Annotated in this window: 16 protein-coding genes; 7 read left to right on the top strand and 9 right to left on the bottom strand. The window is 70.4% G+C overall.

Translation table 11 applies throughout. From position 1 onward, the window contains the following. Nucleotides 1-1,200: a DUF4367 domain-containing protein gene (locus ACMGFI_RS06050; protein ID WP_436908149.1), complete on the bottom strand. Its 1,200-nt coding sequence runs from the start codon at nucleotides 1,198-1,200 to the stop codon at nucleotides 1-3. Nucleotides 1,201-1,375: 175 nt separating this feature from the next. Between ACMGFI_RS06050 and ACMGFI_RS06045 the strand changes: the two genes are divergently transcribed. From ACMGFI_RS06045 to ACMGFI_RS06020, 6 genes are all read left to right on the top strand, one after another. Then, nucleotides 1,376-2,131, top strand: a complete 756-nt coding sequence (locus ACMGFI_RS06045; RefSeq protein WP_436908845.1) for an ABC transporter ATP-binding protein — start codon at nucleotides 1,376-1,378, stop codon at nucleotides 2,129-2,131. Continuing rightward, nucleotides 2,131-3,369: an ABC transporter permease gene (locus ACMGFI_RS06040; RefSeq protein ID WP_436908147.1), complete on the top strand. Its 1,239-nt coding sequence runs from the start codon at nucleotides 2,131-2,133 to the stop codon at nucleotides 3,367-3,369. The genes ACMGFI_RS06045 and ACMGFI_RS06040 overlap by 1 nt, the downstream gene beginning before the upstream one ends. A gap of 152 nt (nucleotides 3,370-3,521) precedes the next feature. Further along, complete coding sequence (locus ACMGFI_RS06035; protein ID WP_436908146.1) at nucleotides 3,522-4,070, top strand: KH domain-containing protein; 549 nt, start codon at nucleotides 3,522-3,524, stop codon at nucleotides 4,068-4,070. 643 nt (nucleotides 4,071-4,713) lie between these two features. After that, nucleotides 4,714-5,775, top strand: a complete 1,062-nt coding sequence (locus tag ACMGFI_RS06030; RefSeq protein ID WP_436908145.1) for a zinc-dependent alcohol dehydrogenase family protein — start codon at nucleotides 4,714-4,716, stop codon at nucleotides 5,773-5,775. Between the two features lie 62 nt (nucleotides 5,776-5,837). Continuing rightward, entirely contained in the window at nucleotides 5,838-6,287 is a 450-nt protein-coding gene (locus ACMGFI_RS06025; RefSeq protein ID WP_436908144.1) for an RDD family protein, read from the top strand. 69 nt (nucleotides 6,288-6,356) lie between these two features. Continuing rightward, nucleotides 6,357-6,521 (top strand): hypothetical protein, encoded by a 165-nt coding sequence (locus ACMGFI_RS06020; RefSeq protein WP_436908143.1) that lies wholly within the window; start codon nucleotides 6,357-6,359, stop codon nucleotides 6,519-6,521. Between the two features lie 16 nt (nucleotides 6,522-6,537). Here the strand turns inward: ACMGFI_RS06020 and ACMGFI_RS06015 are convergent, their stop codons facing one another. The 4 genes from ACMGFI_RS06015 to ACMGFI_RS06000 all read right to left on the bottom strand — a co-directional run bounded on the left by ACMGFI_RS06015 (nucleotide 6,538) and on the right by ACMGFI_RS06000 (nucleotide 9,691). Further along, nucleotides 6,538-6,726, bottom strand: a complete 189-nt coding sequence (locus ACMGFI_RS06015) for a hypothetical protein (RefSeq protein WP_436908141.1) — start codon at nucleotides 6,724-6,726, stop codon at nucleotides 6,538-6,540. 66 nt (nucleotides 6,727-6,792) lie between these two features. Then, nucleotides 6,793-8,097 carry an amidohydrolase gene (locus tag ACMGFI_RS06010; RefSeq protein WP_436908140.1) on the bottom strand — a complete coding sequence of 435 codons (1,305 nt, stop codon included), beginning with the start codon at nucleotides 8,095-8,097 and terminating at the stop codon, nucleotides 6,793-6,795. An 87-nt stretch (nucleotides 8,098-8,184) separates the two neighbouring features. Further along, a complete protein-coding gene (locus ACMGFI_RS06005; RefSeq protein WP_436908138.1) occupies nucleotides 8,185-9,354 on the bottom strand; it encodes a M48 family metalloprotease in 1,170 nt (389 codons plus the stop codon). A gap of 52 nt (nucleotides 9,355-9,406) precedes the next feature. After that, nucleotides 9,407-9,691, bottom strand: a complete 285-nt coding sequence (locus tag ACMGFI_RS06000) for a hypothetical protein (RefSeq protein WP_436908137.1) — start codon at nucleotides 9,689-9,691, stop codon at nucleotides 9,407-9,409. 107 nt (nucleotides 9,692-9,798) lie between these two features. Between ACMGFI_RS06000 and hisG the strand changes: the two genes are divergently transcribed. Next, nucleotides 9,799-10,647: an ATP phosphoribosyltransferase gene (gene hisG / locus ACMGFI_RS05995; protein ID WP_436908135.1), complete on the top strand. Its 849-nt coding sequence runs from the start codon at nucleotides 9,799-9,801 to the stop codon at nucleotides 10,645-10,647. Nucleotide 10,648: 1 nt separating this feature from the next. Here the strand turns inward: hisG and ACMGFI_RS05990 are convergent, their stop codons facing one another. The 4 genes from ACMGFI_RS05990 to ACMGFI_RS05975 form a co-directional block, all read right to left on the bottom strand. After that, nucleotides 10,649-12,067, bottom strand: coding sequence for an acyl-CoA thioesterase/bile acid-CoA:amino acid N-acyltransferase family protein (locus ACMGFI_RS05990; protein WP_436908134.1), 1,419 nt, complete (start codon nucleotides 12,065-12,067; stop codon nucleotides 10,649-10,651). A gap of 119 nt (nucleotides 12,068-12,186) precedes the next feature. Further along, nucleotides 12,187-13,416 carry a hypothetical protein gene (locus ACMGFI_RS05985; protein ID WP_436908132.1) on the bottom strand — a complete coding sequence of 410 codons (1,230 nt, stop codon included), beginning with the start codon at nucleotides 13,414-13,416 and terminating at the stop codon, nucleotides 12,187-12,189. A gap of 161 nt (nucleotides 13,417-13,577) precedes the next feature. Beyond that, nucleotides 13,578-14,024 carry a DUF7473 family protein gene (locus ACMGFI_RS05980; protein WP_436908131.1) on the bottom strand — a complete coding sequence of 149 codons (447 nt, stop codon included), beginning with the start codon at nucleotides 14,022-14,024 and terminating at the stop codon, nucleotides 13,578-13,580. A gap of 92 nt (nucleotides 14,025-14,116) precedes the next feature. Continuing rightward, on the bottom strand, nucleotides 14,117-14,677 hold the full coding sequence (locus ACMGFI_RS05975) for a TATA-box-binding protein (protein ID WP_123535123.1): 561 nt from the start codon (nucleotides 14,675-14,677) through the stop codon (nucleotides 14,117-14,119).

The raw sequence follows: 14,677 nt of genomic DNA, 5'->3' as shown, positions 1-14,677 counted from the left end.
TCAGTCCGCGACCCGCTCGGCCAGGTCGACTAGTTCCGCCCGCGGCAGGTCGCCGACCACCGTCCGCGTCACGCCGCCGTCGTCCCAGACCACGGCCGCCCCGTCGTCGCGCTCGACGTAGGTCGCGTTCGCGCCGGCGACGGTGACGGACTCGCCCTCGGTCGCGGTCCCGCCCGCGCTGGCGTTCAGCGTCGGCAGGTCGTCGGCCGTCGCGACGACGGTCACGTTCGCCGCGCCGGCGTAGCGCTGGGCGACGACCGTCCGGCCCGCTCGCGTCACGACGACCGCTTCGTCGAACTCGTAGTCCCCGCCGTCGAGGCGCTGGAGGGCCACGTCGGTCGCGTCCTGTGCGGCGTCGAAGCCGTCGTAGCGCTCCGCGCCGACCCTGTTCACCGACGCGGCGTCGGGCGGCCGGAACGTGCTCCCGTGGACGCTCGCGTTGAACCGCACGCCGTCGAAGGCGACGGTCGTCGAATTGTCGCCGTAACTGGCGCGCAGTTCGTGGACGCGGTAGTCGCCGGTGTCGACCCACAGCGTCGCTTCCCCTCGGTAGGACTCGTTGGTCGGTTCGAGTCCGACGACGTAGACCTCCGCGCCGTCGACGGTCGTCGTCTCGCGCACCTCGGCGGTCACGTTCTCCGCGAGCCACGCCGAGACGTTCGTCGAGCGGTTCGGATCGTCCCACACGGTGTTGTTCCAGGCGTGGGTACCGTTCCAGCTGTGGTCGCCCGCGTTCGCGTGACTCCCGTTCCAGCTGTGGTTCCCGGCGGCCGTCGCCGACTCGTTCCACGCCGACTCGTTCCACGCGGAGGCGTTCTCGGGCAGGTCCCAGACGCGGGCGGTGTCGTTCGCGCCGTCGTAGACCCACGCGACCGAACCGTTCGTGCCGACGGCGTACTCGTCGCCGTCGCGGGTGGTACTCAGCTTCGTCCGGTTCGGCCGGTCGAAGACGAACGAGACGTTCGCCGAGCGCTCGGCGGTCGCGTTCGCGACGGTGACGGTCGTCTCGCCGGTCAGCGTCTCGGCGTTCGCGTAGCGCTGTTCGACTCGGTCGAGGACCGCCTCGCCGTCCGGCCGGGCGTCGCCGTCGAGGGCGCGGGGGAGCGCGCCGGCCGCGACCGCGCCGGCGACGGCGAGGAGGACCACGCCGACCGCCAGCGGGACGGCCCGCGTCGCCAGGGACCCGCGGTCGTCTGTCATTGTCGCCGGTTAGGACCGGAGCGGCTTAACGACACGGACGGGAGCCACTACTGTCGGCCGGCGAGGGGTTCATTTCCCACCGCCCCCTGGCACGGGTGTGACCGACGCGACCGACACGGAGGCGACGGGCGCCGATTCGCCGGCCGGCGCGGACGGGGCAGCCGACGGCGACCCGGTGGTCGACCTGGCGGACGTGACGAAGACCTACGAGGGCGGCGTCGCCGTCGAGGCGCTCTCGAACGTCTCGCTCTCGCTGGCGCCGGGGTCGTACACCGCCGTCATGGGCCCCAGCGGGTCGGGCAAGAGCACCCTCCTCAACCTCGTCGGCGGCCTCGACACGCCGACTGAGGGAGTCGTCCGACTGGACGGTCAGGACCTCGCCGCACTGTCGGACGCCGAGCGGGCGCGCGCTCGCGGCCGGACGGTCGGGTTCGTCTTCCAGACGTTCAACCTGATGCCCCGGCTGACCGCCGTCGAGAACGTCGCGCTCCCGCTCGTCTTCCAGGGCGTCGACCGCGGCGAGCGCCGCGAGCGCGCCGCGGCCCTGCTCGGGGACGTGGGCCTCGGCGACCGCCTCGACCACCGGCCCTCCGAGCTCTCGGGCGGCCAGCGCCAGCGCGTCGCCATCGCCCGCGCGCTGGCGGCCGACCCCGCGCTGCTGCTGGCCGACGAGCCCACCGGCAACGTCGACACCGGGACGGGCGCGCGGATCATGGGTCTGTTCGCCGAGTTGCACGAGGCCGGCAACACCATCCTGCTGGTCACCCACGAGCGGCGCATCGCCGAGCACGCCGACCGCATCGTCCACTTCCGCGACGGCGAGATCGAGGGGATCGAGGACGTGTCCGGGGCCGACCCCGCCGAGTCCGACGACGCTGGTCCTGGCGACGGCCGGGAAGGGGCGGGGAAAGAGGAGGGGGAGGGAGCCTGATGGATCTGTCGGAGACCCTGCGGATCAGCGTCCGCTCGCTGCGGTCCCATCGCCTGCGGGCGGCGCTGACGGTGGTCGGGATCGTCATCGGCATCGCCGCGGTCGTCACCTTCGCCACCTTCGGCGCGAGCCTGAAGGCCGATGTCGTCTCCGAAATCGAGGGGTCGAGCGCCAACGAGGTGTACCTCGTCGCCACGGAGGCCGACGAGGGCGGGTTCGGCGGCGCCGGCCAGCCCGTCTTCACCGAGTACGACCTCTCGCAGTTGCGGGCCATCGAAGGGGTCCAGCGGGTCGTCCCGCGGGGGATCGTCCCCGTCAGCGCCGTCGGCCACGACAACGAGACGATCGCCCAGCGGCAGGTCACGGCAACGAACGCGACCGCGTTCGACACCGCGACGTTCGAGTCGGGCCGGCCCTTCCGCAACGGCGCCGCCGAGGCGGTCGTCAACCGGCCGGCCGCGCAACTGTTCCCCGGGAATCTCTCGACGGGCGACGAGCTGACGGTCACGCGCTCGTCGGGTGACCGATTCAACGTCACCGTCGTGGGCGTCGTCAACGGTACCGGCGGCCAGCTCCCGTTCAGTTCGTTCACCGACCAGCCGCGGGTGTTCGTCCCCGCCGACCCCTACTACCAGTCGGTCGTCGAGAGCCCCAACGCCGTCGCCGGCCAGCGGGTCTACTCGCAAGTGACCGTCGTCACCGACCCAGCCGACACCACTGCCACCCAACAGCGCGTCCGCGAGTACTTCGACGGCGACCGCTCGGACGCCGCGCAGTTGGTCCCCGACGGCTACGAGGTGGCCGCGCGGACCAACGCCGACCTCGTCGACAGCATCGAGCGCATCGTCACCCGGCTCACCCGCTTCGTGACCGGCATCGCCGTCATCGCCCTGGTCGTCGGCGCCGTCGGCATCGCCAACATCATGCTCGTCAGCGTCACCGAGCGGACCCGCGAGATCGGGATCATGAAGGCCGTCGGCGCGCGCAGCCGCGACGTGATGGCGCTGTTCCTCGCCGAGGCGGTGCTTCTGGGGGCGCTCGGCGCCCTCCTCGGCGTCCCGCTCGGGGTCGCCGCCGGCTGGGCCGCCACCCGCTACGCCGAGATCCCCCTCGAACTCGCGCCGGGGTGGTTCGCCGCCGCCGTCGCCGTCGGCGTCCTCACCGGCGTCGTCGCCGGGCTCTATCCCGCCTGGCGGGCCGCCCGCGTCGACCCGATCGACGCGCTCCGGTACGAGTGAACGGACCCGGGGTCCCGTCCGACTTCCGGTCGGGGGTGGGGCGGGGCGGGGTGGAGTGGAACCGACATCGACGGTCGGACCGGCCTGTGTGCCCGTCACACGGTGGCGCGACCAACAAAGGCTTAAAACGGCGGAGTCACCTACGGTCAGGTATGCAACACGTGAAGATTCCGCAGGACCGGATCGGCGTCCTCATCGGCGAGGGGGGTGCGACGCTGCGGGAGATCGAGGACCGGGCGGAGGTGCGGCTCGACGTCGACAGCGAGACGGGGCAGGTCAAGATCGAGCAGACCGGCGACCCGCTCACCGCGCTGAAGGGGCCGGACATCGTCAAGGCCATCGGCCGCGGGTTCGCCCCCGAGGAGGCCATGCGCCTGCTCGACGACGAGATGATGATGTTCGACATCATCGACATCGACGCCGCCGCGCGCAACCGCAACGACCTCCAGCGCCACAAGGGCCGGCTCATCGGCGAGGACGGCCGCACCCGCGAACTCATGGAGGAACTGTCCGGCGCCTCGGTCGTCATCTACGGCTCCACGATGGGCATCATCGGCGGCCCCGAACAGGTCGACACCGTCCGCGAAGCCGCCGAGATGATCATCGACGGCGCCCCCCACGGCACCGTCTACTCCTTCCTCGAAGAGAAGCACAACGAGATGAAACACAAGGGCCTCGACTACCACCAGTTCACCGGCTAGTCGGTTTCGGGTTACTCGGCCGTTCTGTGGGGCTCCCCTCTCGTTCTACTGCGACGCCCGCTTCTGTGACGACCGCTTCCGCGACTACGGCCTCCGCAAACAGCGTGAAAGCCCCGACGCGCTCGACTCGGAGGCCTCGCTGCGCTCCTCGGGCTTCGCCCTGCGGTGCTTGCGTCGTCCGCCGTCGTCGAGCGCGTCGCCCCTTTCATTCCCATCCGCTTAGACTGGCCAATGAGCCGATACGGGCTGGAATGAAAGGGGCCGACCGCTCCGGGAAGACGGGCGACGCAAGTGACGCGAGACCGGAGGTCTCGCTAATCTGAGGCCGTAGCCCTCAGACACTGGAGCGAACGTAGTGAGCGAAGCGCGTAGCGAGCTCGTCGGGCGGCGGAGCCGCCCGACTGTCCAAGGGACCTTCGGTCCCTCGCTACCCTCGACCGGAGCGGCCGGGGGCTTTCACGCTGTCTCGCACTACGATCAAGTCCGCGGTGCTGTGGGCTGTCGTGGAGGTTCGCGGGCTGATCGCGGTTCAGCGATCGATGACAGCAGTTGTCGCCGTCACACCGGAATCCGACGCCGGAGATCACACGCAATTCGACTCCAGGTACGAGGGTATTTCACGGGCGCTACCGATACCCCGGGTATGCGCGCAGCAGTGTTCACGGACTACGGCGAACCGCTGGACGTACGGGAGGTCGACGACCCCGAGCCCGAGCCCCACGGGGCGGTCGTCGCGGTGGAGGCCTGCGGGGTCTGCCGCAGCGACTGGCACGCCTGGCAGGGCGACTGGGAGTGGCGCGGCCTCGACCCGGTACCGGGCCACATCCTCGGCCACGAGCCCGCCGGCCACGTCGTCGCCGTCGGCGAGGAAGTCGACGGCGTCTCGGAGGGCGACCACGTCGCCGTTCCCTTCAACCTGGGCGACGGCTCCTGTCACCTCTGTCGGACCGGCCACTCGAACATCTGTGAAAATCGCCAGGCGCTGGGCCTCCAGCCCGAGGCGCCGGGCGCGTTCGCCGAACAGGTGCCCGTCCCCCACGCCGACCACAACCTCGTCACGCTGCCCGAGGGCGTCTCCTCGGTCGACATGGCCGGGCTGGGCTGTCGGTTCATGACCGCCTTCCACGGCCTGGCCCACCGCGCCGACGTGGGCGCCGGCGACTGGTTCGTCGTCCACGGCTGCGGCGGCGTCGGCCTCTCCGCCGTCCAGATCGCCGACGCCATCGGCGCCAACGTCGTCGGCGTCGACCTGATGGACGAGAAGCTCGACTTCGCGGAGGAGCAGGGTGCTGTCGAGACGGTCAACGCGAGCGAGGTCGAGGACCCCGCCGCCGAGGTGCAGGCGATCACCGACGGCGGCGCCGACGTGTCGATGGACGCGCTCGGCATCGAGACGACCTGCCGCAACGCGGTCAAGAGCCTCGGCAAGACCGGCCAGCACGTCCAGGTCGGGCTGACGACGAAGGAAGCGGGCGGGAACCTCCCGCTGCCGACCGACGAGATGGTCACCGCCGAGATCGACTTCCTGGGCGCCCTGGGGATGCCGCCCGAGCGCTACGACGAGATCTTCCGGATGGTCGCGACCGGGAAGTTAGATCCCGCCGCGATCATCACCGAGCGCATCTCCCTCGACGAGGTGTCGGGCGTCCTCGACGACATGACCGACTTCGAGACGGTCGGGATCCCCGTCATCGACGAGTTCTGACGGGCGGCCGGCCGCGCCGGGAGACGGTAACGTTCTTTGACACGACGGCCGCAGAGGGGGGTATGACCGACAGCCCTGAACGGTGTGGTCCCGGCATCCGCGGCGTGGCGATGGCCGTCGACGCCGTCGTCTGGTTCCTTCTCCTGTTCGTCGCTATCTACCCGATCGCGGCGGTCACGGGCGACATCACGACCACGAGCGAAGGCGTCGACGCGTCACTCAGTGGAACCCCCGGGCTCGTCGCGCTCGTCCTCTGGTTCGCGCTGGCACTGGGGTATCACACAGTCCTGGAGTGGCGCTACGGACGGACGCTCGGCAAGTACCTCGTCAAGATCCGGGTGACCGGCGGCGATGGCTCGCCGCCTTCCCTGCGCGCCGCCGCGGTGCGGAACGTCCTCCGACTCGTCGACTGGCTGCCGGCGTTCTACGTCGTCGGGATCGTCGCCGTGTTCGCCTCCGACGAGTCCCGACGGATCGGCGACCGCGTCGCCGACACCGCCGTCGTCAGGTGACGAACCGTGTCGCACCGGGTGAACCGTCGGATGCGAAGCGTTTTCCGGTCCGACAGGCGAGACAGGTGCATGAACCACCGCGAGGTCCCGACGGACTCGTACGCGCTGTGGCTGGCCGCCGTCCTCGTCCCGGCGCTCGTCGTCGGCGCGTTGACCGACGCCGTCCTCGAAGCGTCGGTCGCGGCGGTCGTCCTGGCCGGCGTCGGATACCTCTACTTCAACTATCCGTTCTGACCGTCCGTCAGTACTCTCAGCCGGTCAGCAGGGCGTAGACGCCGTAGACTGCCACCGCTCCGCCCGCGAGGCGCACCGCCGCGATGTCGGCGCGGGAACTACCGCGTCCCTCCAGGGCCGTGCCGGCCCGGGCCGCGATCGTCGGTGCGACGTACGCGACGTAGAGACCGACGCCGACGACGAACAACCCCCTCAACGCCACCATGTTCGAAGACACGAAGCCGGGCGAACAAGAAACTCCTCCCGACCCGCCGTCGGCCGACCGGCCGCTCTACGCGCCGGTTTCGGCCCGTGCGACCAGGTCGCGGGCCTGCTCGCTGGCCCGCTCGCGCACTGCGGCCTCGTCGAGCGTCAGCACCTCGCGGTCGCGCATCAGCACCTCGCCGTCACAGACCGTGTGGCGCACGTCGCTCCCGCGGACGGCGTAGGCGAGGTGGCTCACGAGGTCGTGTGCGGGCGTCAGGTGTGCGGCCTCTCGGTCGACGACGGCGAGGTCGGCGTTCGCGCCCGCCTCGACCCGCCCGCTGTCGAAGTCGAGCAGGTCCGCGCTCCCTCGCGTGACCATCTCGACGACCGCCTCCGCGGGGACTGCGCTGGCATCTTCCGCCGCGAGTTTGCCGACCATCGCCGCGTCGCGCGCCTCGTCGAAGGCGTCCAGGTCGTTGTTCGAGGCGGCGCCGTCGGTCCCGATGCCGACCGTGACCCCCGCCTCGCGCAGGCGCTGGACCGGCGCCATCCCGCTGGCGAGCTTCATGTTCGACGCCGGGCAGTGGGCGACGCCCGTGCCCGTGTCGGCGAGCAACTCGATCTCCCGCTCGTCGACGTGGACGCCGTGGGCGACGTAGGTGTCCTCGCCCAGCAGGCCGAGGTCGTCGGCGTACTCCAGGGGGCGGACGCCGTGTTCGTCGACGATGGGGTCGACCTCGTTCTCCGTCTCGTTGGCGTGGAAGTGGACCGGCAGGTCGGCCTCGCGGGCCTCCGGGACGAACTCCCGGAGGTACTCCTCGCCGACGGTCGTCAGCGAGTGCGGTTGGAACGTCGTCTTGATCCGGCCGTTGGCCGCGCCATCGAACTCTTTCGCCACGTCGAGGCTCCGCTGGAGGTCCGCCCGGGCGTCCTCGTCGTCCTTCCCGACGGTGACCGCGGTGTGGCCGAGGACGGCCCGCACACCGGCGCGCTCGACCGCGTCGACGGTCCGGCCGACGTGGAAGTACATGTCCGACAGCGCGGTCGTCCCGGACTTGATCATCTCGACGAGGCCGAGTTCGGCGCCGACCTCGATGTCCTCGGCCGTGAGTTCGGCCTCGACCGGCCAGATGTCCTCCCGGAGCCACGCGTCGAGTTCCTTGTCGTCGGCGTAGCCCCGCAACAGCGTCATCGCGACGTGGGTGTGGGCGTTCACCAGGCCGGGGATCACCAGCCCGCCGCTCGCGTCGAGGGTCTCGGGGGCGTCGACGGTGCCGGGGTCGGCCACGTCGGCGATGTCGCCGCTCTCGCGGTCGACGAGCACGTCGGCTCGCTCCACCGTGAAGTCGGGTCGCAGTACCTGTCCGCCCGCGACGAGGAGGTCGCTCATGGCCCGGGGTTTTCGCGGCGGGTGCGTGAATCTGTCCCTTCCGCGGCGCGTCGAGCGGGCTCGCGCCCGAGCAGGTGGCCCTGGCACTCACTCCCGGGCCGCGCGGTCCCGGAGCCGGTCGATCCGGCGGGTCAGCGGCGGTTCCATCCGGCGGAGCGAGGTGAGCCGTCCCCACTTCATCCGAACGTCGTTGAGGTCGGCGTACCGTTCGATGGCGGCCTCGACGGCCTCGCGGCTCGTCCGCTCGGCGGCCGCGGCGTCGGCCCGGTAGACCAGCCACTGCCCGGCCCACAGCCCGAGGAGGCCGGTCGAAAGCGCCACCAGCGCGACCGTCCCGTCGGCGACGCCCGGCACCGAGAGGACGCCGAGGAGCGGCCCCAGCGTGAACAGGGCCGTCCCGACGGCGAGTACCAGGCGGGCTTCGAGGTGTTTCGCCCGCTCGCGCCCGGCTTGCAGCGCCAGGTACGCCCGGAGCACCTCGTCGTCGACCTCGTCGAGCAGGTAGTCGGTGACGAACAGCTGCTGGCGGCGGGGCGGGCCGCGCGCCAGCGCGAACGCCTGCTTCGCGTCGGTCGCTTCGAGGACGCGGACGGCGTGGGGGTCCAGCTTCGCCTCCCGGCACAGGCGGGCGAGCCGGTCGCGCTCGGCGTCGGTCGGCGGCCGCGTCGAGCGGGTCAGCCTGACCAGCCACGGGGAGGTGGCCCAGACCGCGACGAGCACCAGCGCGAGGACGGCGACGAACGGTAGCGCGGCCGTCGGGGCGGTGTCCAGCACGTCCAGCACGACCGCGAGCGCGGTGAAGTACAGCGCCGTCCCGAGGCCGAACCGGGTGAGGCGGAGCGCGGCCGAGGCCGGCGACACGTCCGTCCCCCGGAGCGACTGGGCCGCGGGGAACGACCCGAAGTACGCGCCGATCGCGGCCGGGAGCGGCGTCACGACGCCGAGAAACAGCGTGACCGCGCTCGCGACCGACGTGGCGGTCCCGACCAGCGGCGCGGCGGCGGCGTCGACGACGCCGAACCAGCCGGCGTCCAGCAGCGCGAGGACCGTCGCCGCGTAGACGGCCACCAGAACGACGCGGACGGCCCGCCGGAGTCGCCCGAGCGCAGTCACGCGGTCGTCCGCGCCGCGCACTCGCAGTCCGTACAGGTAGAGGACGAGCGCGCCGGCGGCCGCTCCCGCGGCGAGCGCGCCGAGCGAACCGTAGACGGAACCGGTTTCGATGCCCGACTGGAGGGCGGGGTATCGGGCGAGCACGCCGGTCGATCCGGCCGGCCGGACGAAAACGTTTGCGCATCGTCACGTCCGGTCAGACCGCGCGGCTGTTCCCCCGGCGGACGCCGTCGGCAACGACCTTGTACAGCAGCCCCATCGACCCGGCGTACAGCGTCAGGCCGCCCGTCAGCGACAGGACCGCGCCGAGGACGAACTGCCCCCAGTCCATCCCCCCTCCGTAGAGGCCGTACGTCCGGGCCGTCGTCGCCATGTTCGTCCCGACGACGGTCAACACGGCCGCCACCGTCAGGAGAATTCCGAACACCGCCACCGTTCGAAGCCCGTACGCGAGTCCGTCGGTCACGCTGACTGCCGTCATGGACCCCGGTGGTCGCCCGTTCGGATATAAACCTACGGGCGTCGGGTCGCCGGAACCTGCCGCCGAGAGAGGGAAAGACAGTTGCCCGCGGCCCGTTCAGTAGGTGTATGCGCATCGCCGTCCCCAACAAGGGTCGCCTGCACGACCCGGCGATCGATCTGCTGGACCGGGCCGGCCTCCACGTCGTCGACGGGGCCGACCGGAAGCTCTACGCTCAAACCGTCGACCCCGACGTGACCGTCCTCTACGCCCGCGCCGCCGACATCCCCGAGTACGTCGCCGACGGCGCCGCCGACGTGGGCATCACGGGCCTCGACCAGGCCGAGGAGTCCGACACCGACGAACTCGTCGACCTGCTCGACCTCGAGTTCGGCTCCTGTCGGCTCGTTCTCGCGGCGCCCGAGGACGGCGACATCGAGGCCGTCGCGGACCTGGACGGCGGCACCGTCGCCACCGAGTTCCCGTCGATCACGCGCGACTTCTTCGCCGAGCGCGACGTCGAGGTGGACATCGCGGAGGTGTCGGGCGCGACGGAACTCACGCCGCACGTCGACATCGCCGACGCCATCGTCGACATCACCTCCACGGGCACCACCCTGCGGATGAACCGCCTCGCCGAGATCGCCGACGTGCTGGAGTCGTCGGTCCGCCTGTTCGCCCGCGAGGACGTGGCCGACGACGAGAAGGTCCAGCAGGTCCGGATGGCGCTCGAATCCGTGCTCTCCGCCGAGGACAAGCGCTACCTGATGATGAACGTCCCCGAGGACCGGCTGGCGGACGTGGAAGACGTGCTGCCGGGGATGGGCGGCCCGACCGTGATGGACATCGCCGGCAAGGAGGACGTGGCCGTCCACGCCGTCGTGAACGAGCGGGAGGTCTTCGAGACCATCAACGCGCTCAAGGAGGTCGGCGCCAGCGACGTGCTCGTCACCGAGATCGAGCGGCTGGTGGAGTGAGCTACTCGTCGCGGAGTCCCCGGTCGAGGTACTCCAGCACCGCCGGCCAGGAGTCGGCGTTCGCGCGGGCGTAGGCCGGTGGCGACCCGCCGGTCAACTGTGAGTTCACCACCCGTCGGCCCGCCGTCGGGATGTACGGCGCGGTGACGAGGTGACCGGCATTCTCGTAGCTCCGGTGTTCGAACGCGTGGTCGAAGTCGGCCGCGCGGAGTCGGTCGGCCGCACGCTCCGACAGCCTCGCTGGCCAGAGCTGGTCGTCGCCCCCCGATATCGCGAGCACCGGCGCGTCGGTCTCCTCGACGGCGAACGTCGCTTTCTCGATCTCCGACTCGCTCGCCGCCTCCAGCCCCCGTTCGAACGCCGGCCGGATGTGGTAGTACCCCTCGTCCGTGTACTCGGCCTCGCCTTCCAGCGTGAGGTACGGAACCGGGTCGCCGCCGTGCGTCCACGCGGGGTTCGGCGGGTCCTCGCTCCCGCCCTCCCAGCCGACCCCGCTCCCGACGTAGGAGACGACGGCGCCGACCCAGTCGAAGCGGGCCCCGAGCAACAGCGCCAGCTCGCCGCCGCGCGACGCCCCGAGGACGCCGACCGGCGCGTCGCGGACGCCCTCGCGAGCGCGCAGCCAGGACTGCGCGCGCTCGAAGTACTCCAGCGGGACGCTGTCGTGGCGATCCGGGATCGGCTCCCCCTCGCCGAAGTACTTGACCGACAGCGTCGCGTAGCCTCGCGTCGCCAGCAACGCCGGGCGGCGGCTGATCGGGTTCCCGCCCGACCCGTGGAGCGCCAACACGCCCGGATGCGGCCCCTCGCCCGCCGGTTCGTAGAGGATGCCGACCAGCTCGTCGGTCTCGATGGTCTCGACGGCGATGTCCGGGTCGTGCAACTGCAGGTCCAGCTCCGTCTCGACGGTCCCGGCCGAGTCGGTCGCCCGGAGGGTCACCGCCTGTCGGGCGTCACCGCTGTAGTAGAACGGCTGGCTGCCCGAGTTGGGTCGCATCGACCAGAGCCATCCCATCGGGTCGGCTCCGTCGTACGTTCCCGAGACCGGCGCCGCCTCAGCGAGGTCAACCACCCCGTCCTCGTCGGCCTCGAAGGTCGCCTCGCTGGTCCAGGTCCGCCCGCCGAAGCTCGCCGTCGACGCCGCCAGCGACACCTCCGCGCCGGGATCGGCGCCCGTGAGCCGTATCTCGGCCGGCTCGTCCTGCGGATGAGTGTCCGGCGCCTCGACGACGAGGTCGGTCGCCGACGTAGCGGTCGATCGTCCCTCCGTCCCCTCCGCAGTCGGCGTCCCGTCCGTCGGGTCGGGACCTGGTCGACCCGTCTCCGTCGCCGTGTCTCCGCCGCCACACCCCGGGATCAGGCCGGCCGACGCCGCGCCCACCGCCGCGAGAAAGCGGCGCCGGTCGTGTTCTCCTACCATCATTTATGTGTCTGCGGAAATTAACAAAACTGTTTCGCCTCCTGTGCCTGCGGCCACACGGATCGAGCGGGCCGAACGCCCCCGTTCGGAGCGCCGCGGCGGGGTGGGCGACGACCCGGTCAGTAGTCGTCGACAAACGCCGTCTGGTCGACTTCGCGGCCGTCGACCGTTATCCGGAAGTCGGCGTTGCCCCCGGTGCGGGTGAAATCGGTCACGTCGCCCGCGACGACGTAGGTGTCTCCCTCTCCCTCGTTGCCGGTGAACCCCGAAACGGTCCACGTCCCGTCACCGTTGTCCGTGATGTCGTCGTTGTCGTCGGCCTTCAGCGGCGTGCCGATGTTGGTCACCTTCCAGACGGTGCCGTCGACGGTGAACTCGTATTCCACGTCGCCCGCCTCGGTCCCGACGATCCGGACGAAGTCGGTGTCGCCGAGCGAACTCCTGACGACGCGGCGCTCGTGTTCTCGGACGACGTACTCGCCGTCGCCGCCGGTCTGGGTGAACGACGTGATCTCCCCGTTGACCACGTATGCGTCGCCTTCCCCGGGGTAACCGGTGAAGCCGCTGACGGTCCACGTGCCGTCGCCGTTGTCGGTGACGTCGTCGTTGTCGCCGGCGCGGATCCGGTCGGTCAGCGACAGCTTCTCGACCGGTCCGTCGACGGTGAACTCGTACTCGACCGCGCCCTCGCTGGCGCCGACGACCTCGACGACGCGTTCCTGGGGCGTCCGCTTGCCGAGGAGGTGCTCGCCGACCTCCCGGTTTCGCAGGTAGGTGGTCGTGCTGTACGACATCAGGTCGAACTCGATGGCCTCGATGGTCTTGTCCGCGTGCTCGCCCTCGCCCCGGTAGGTCGTCGACAACGCAGTCCTGTGGTGATCCGGGTTGATCCCGGTGGTTTCGTTGGTCCCGAGGACTTCTTGCACGGTCCCGTCCGCGTAGTGGAGCCTGACTTCCGCGCCTTCCGCGGTACCGAGCGCGTGTTCCTCGCTCGCGGTGACGGTCACGGAGCTGTCGGTGAACGTCGTGGCCAGTTCGCCGGGGTCGCAGTCCTGGTCCACCTCGGTGACGCCACGCTCGTCGTTGACGCGAGTGACGACCCGGCCGGGCGACCCGAGCGTTCCGTCGGACGTGTCGGCCGCACTGATGTAGCTGCCGTCCTCGAACGTCACGGTAGTCCCGTATTGCAGGTTGTGGACTCTCCAGCAGTCGAATTCCAGGTCCTCCTGTGCCGACCCTGTCTCCGCCGCCGCCGATCCGCCGAGCGTCGCCGCGATCGCTCCGCCCAGCGTGCCGCCGAGGAACCGTCGTCGTGTGCCGCCGTTCGAATCACTGTCGTCGGATGACATACCCCTCCGATCGGGATTCCGTCATTTCGTTATTCGGTTCTAACTGACGTTTGACACTCATTACCGAAGCGCACATGGACGGCCCAAACCGGGCGGTGACGCCGACCTGGATCGGAAGACTGGCGACAGATAATCCCGGATTAAGCGGCGGGCCGCGCCGCTCAGACGAATCCGAAGATGTTGTTCAGCGGGATGATGATGGCGACCGAAAACGCCAGGTGGAGCGCGGTGAGAATCGCCGTCGGTCGCCAGGAGATGCGGTAGGAGACACTGATCGCGATGGCGTCGGCGACGAGCGTCAGCACCAGTGCGACGAGGAAGGTGAGCCCGGCGGGGACGGGACCGATCCCCTCGACACCGTACCGACCGAGCAGGATGGAGACGAGCGCGGGGACGGGACCGACGTAGGCGGCCCGCTGGCTGGGCACGTCACCGATGAAGAAGGTGGCCGCGAGATGGAGCGTCACGGCGTAGAATAGCGATGCGAGCAGGAAGGTGACGACCAGCGCGAAGATCCCGCCGCCCGTCGGGTCGGCCTGGAGCGGTTCGAGCGCGGCGGGGCCCAGCGCGGCGACCGTGTCGGCCGAGGGCTGCGCTACGAAGTCCATGGCGGCGATAGGGAGGGGCGCCGTTTGTAGCCTGCTATCGCAGGCCGGCGCTTCGGTGCGGGTCGATCGTTTCGCCGGGTGCGAGTGGTCGTCTATTCGAGCAGACCGAGGTCTTCCAGCCGGGAGACGATCTTGTCGACCGCTTCCTCGGCGTCCTCGGGCTGTTTGCCGCCGGTGATGACGAGCTTGCCGGAGCCGAAGAGGAGTGCGACCACGTCGGGGTCGTCCAGCCGGTAGACGAGGCCGGGGAACTGCTCGGGCTCGTACTCGATGTTCTCCAGCCCGAGGCCGATGGCGATGGCGTTGAGGTTGAGATTGCGGCCCAGGTCCGCGGAGGTGACGATGTTCTGGACGACGATCTCGGGGTCCTCGTCGACCTGAATGTTCAGGTCGCGCAGTTTGTCGAAGACGATGCGGAGGCTCTCGTGGACGTCGTCGGTGCTCTTGGCGCCGGTGCAGACGATCTTGCCCGAGCGGAAGATCAGCGCCGCCGACTTGGGCTCCTGGGTGCGGTAGACGAGGCCGGGGAACTGCTCGGGGTCGTAGTCCGCCCCCTCCAGGTCCATCGCCACGCTCTGCAGGTCGAGCTCCTGCCCGATTCCAGTCGAGGCGACGACGTTTTCGATATTGATTGTCTCCTTGGGGTCAACCAT

This window comes from Halosimplex marinum (assembly GCF_051414075.1).
Classification (GTDB): domain Archaea; phylum Halobacteriota; class Halobacteria; order Halobacteriales; family Haloarculaceae; genus Halosimplex; species Halosimplex marinum.
This window is presented reverse-complemented; position numbering and strand designations above follow the sequence as displayed.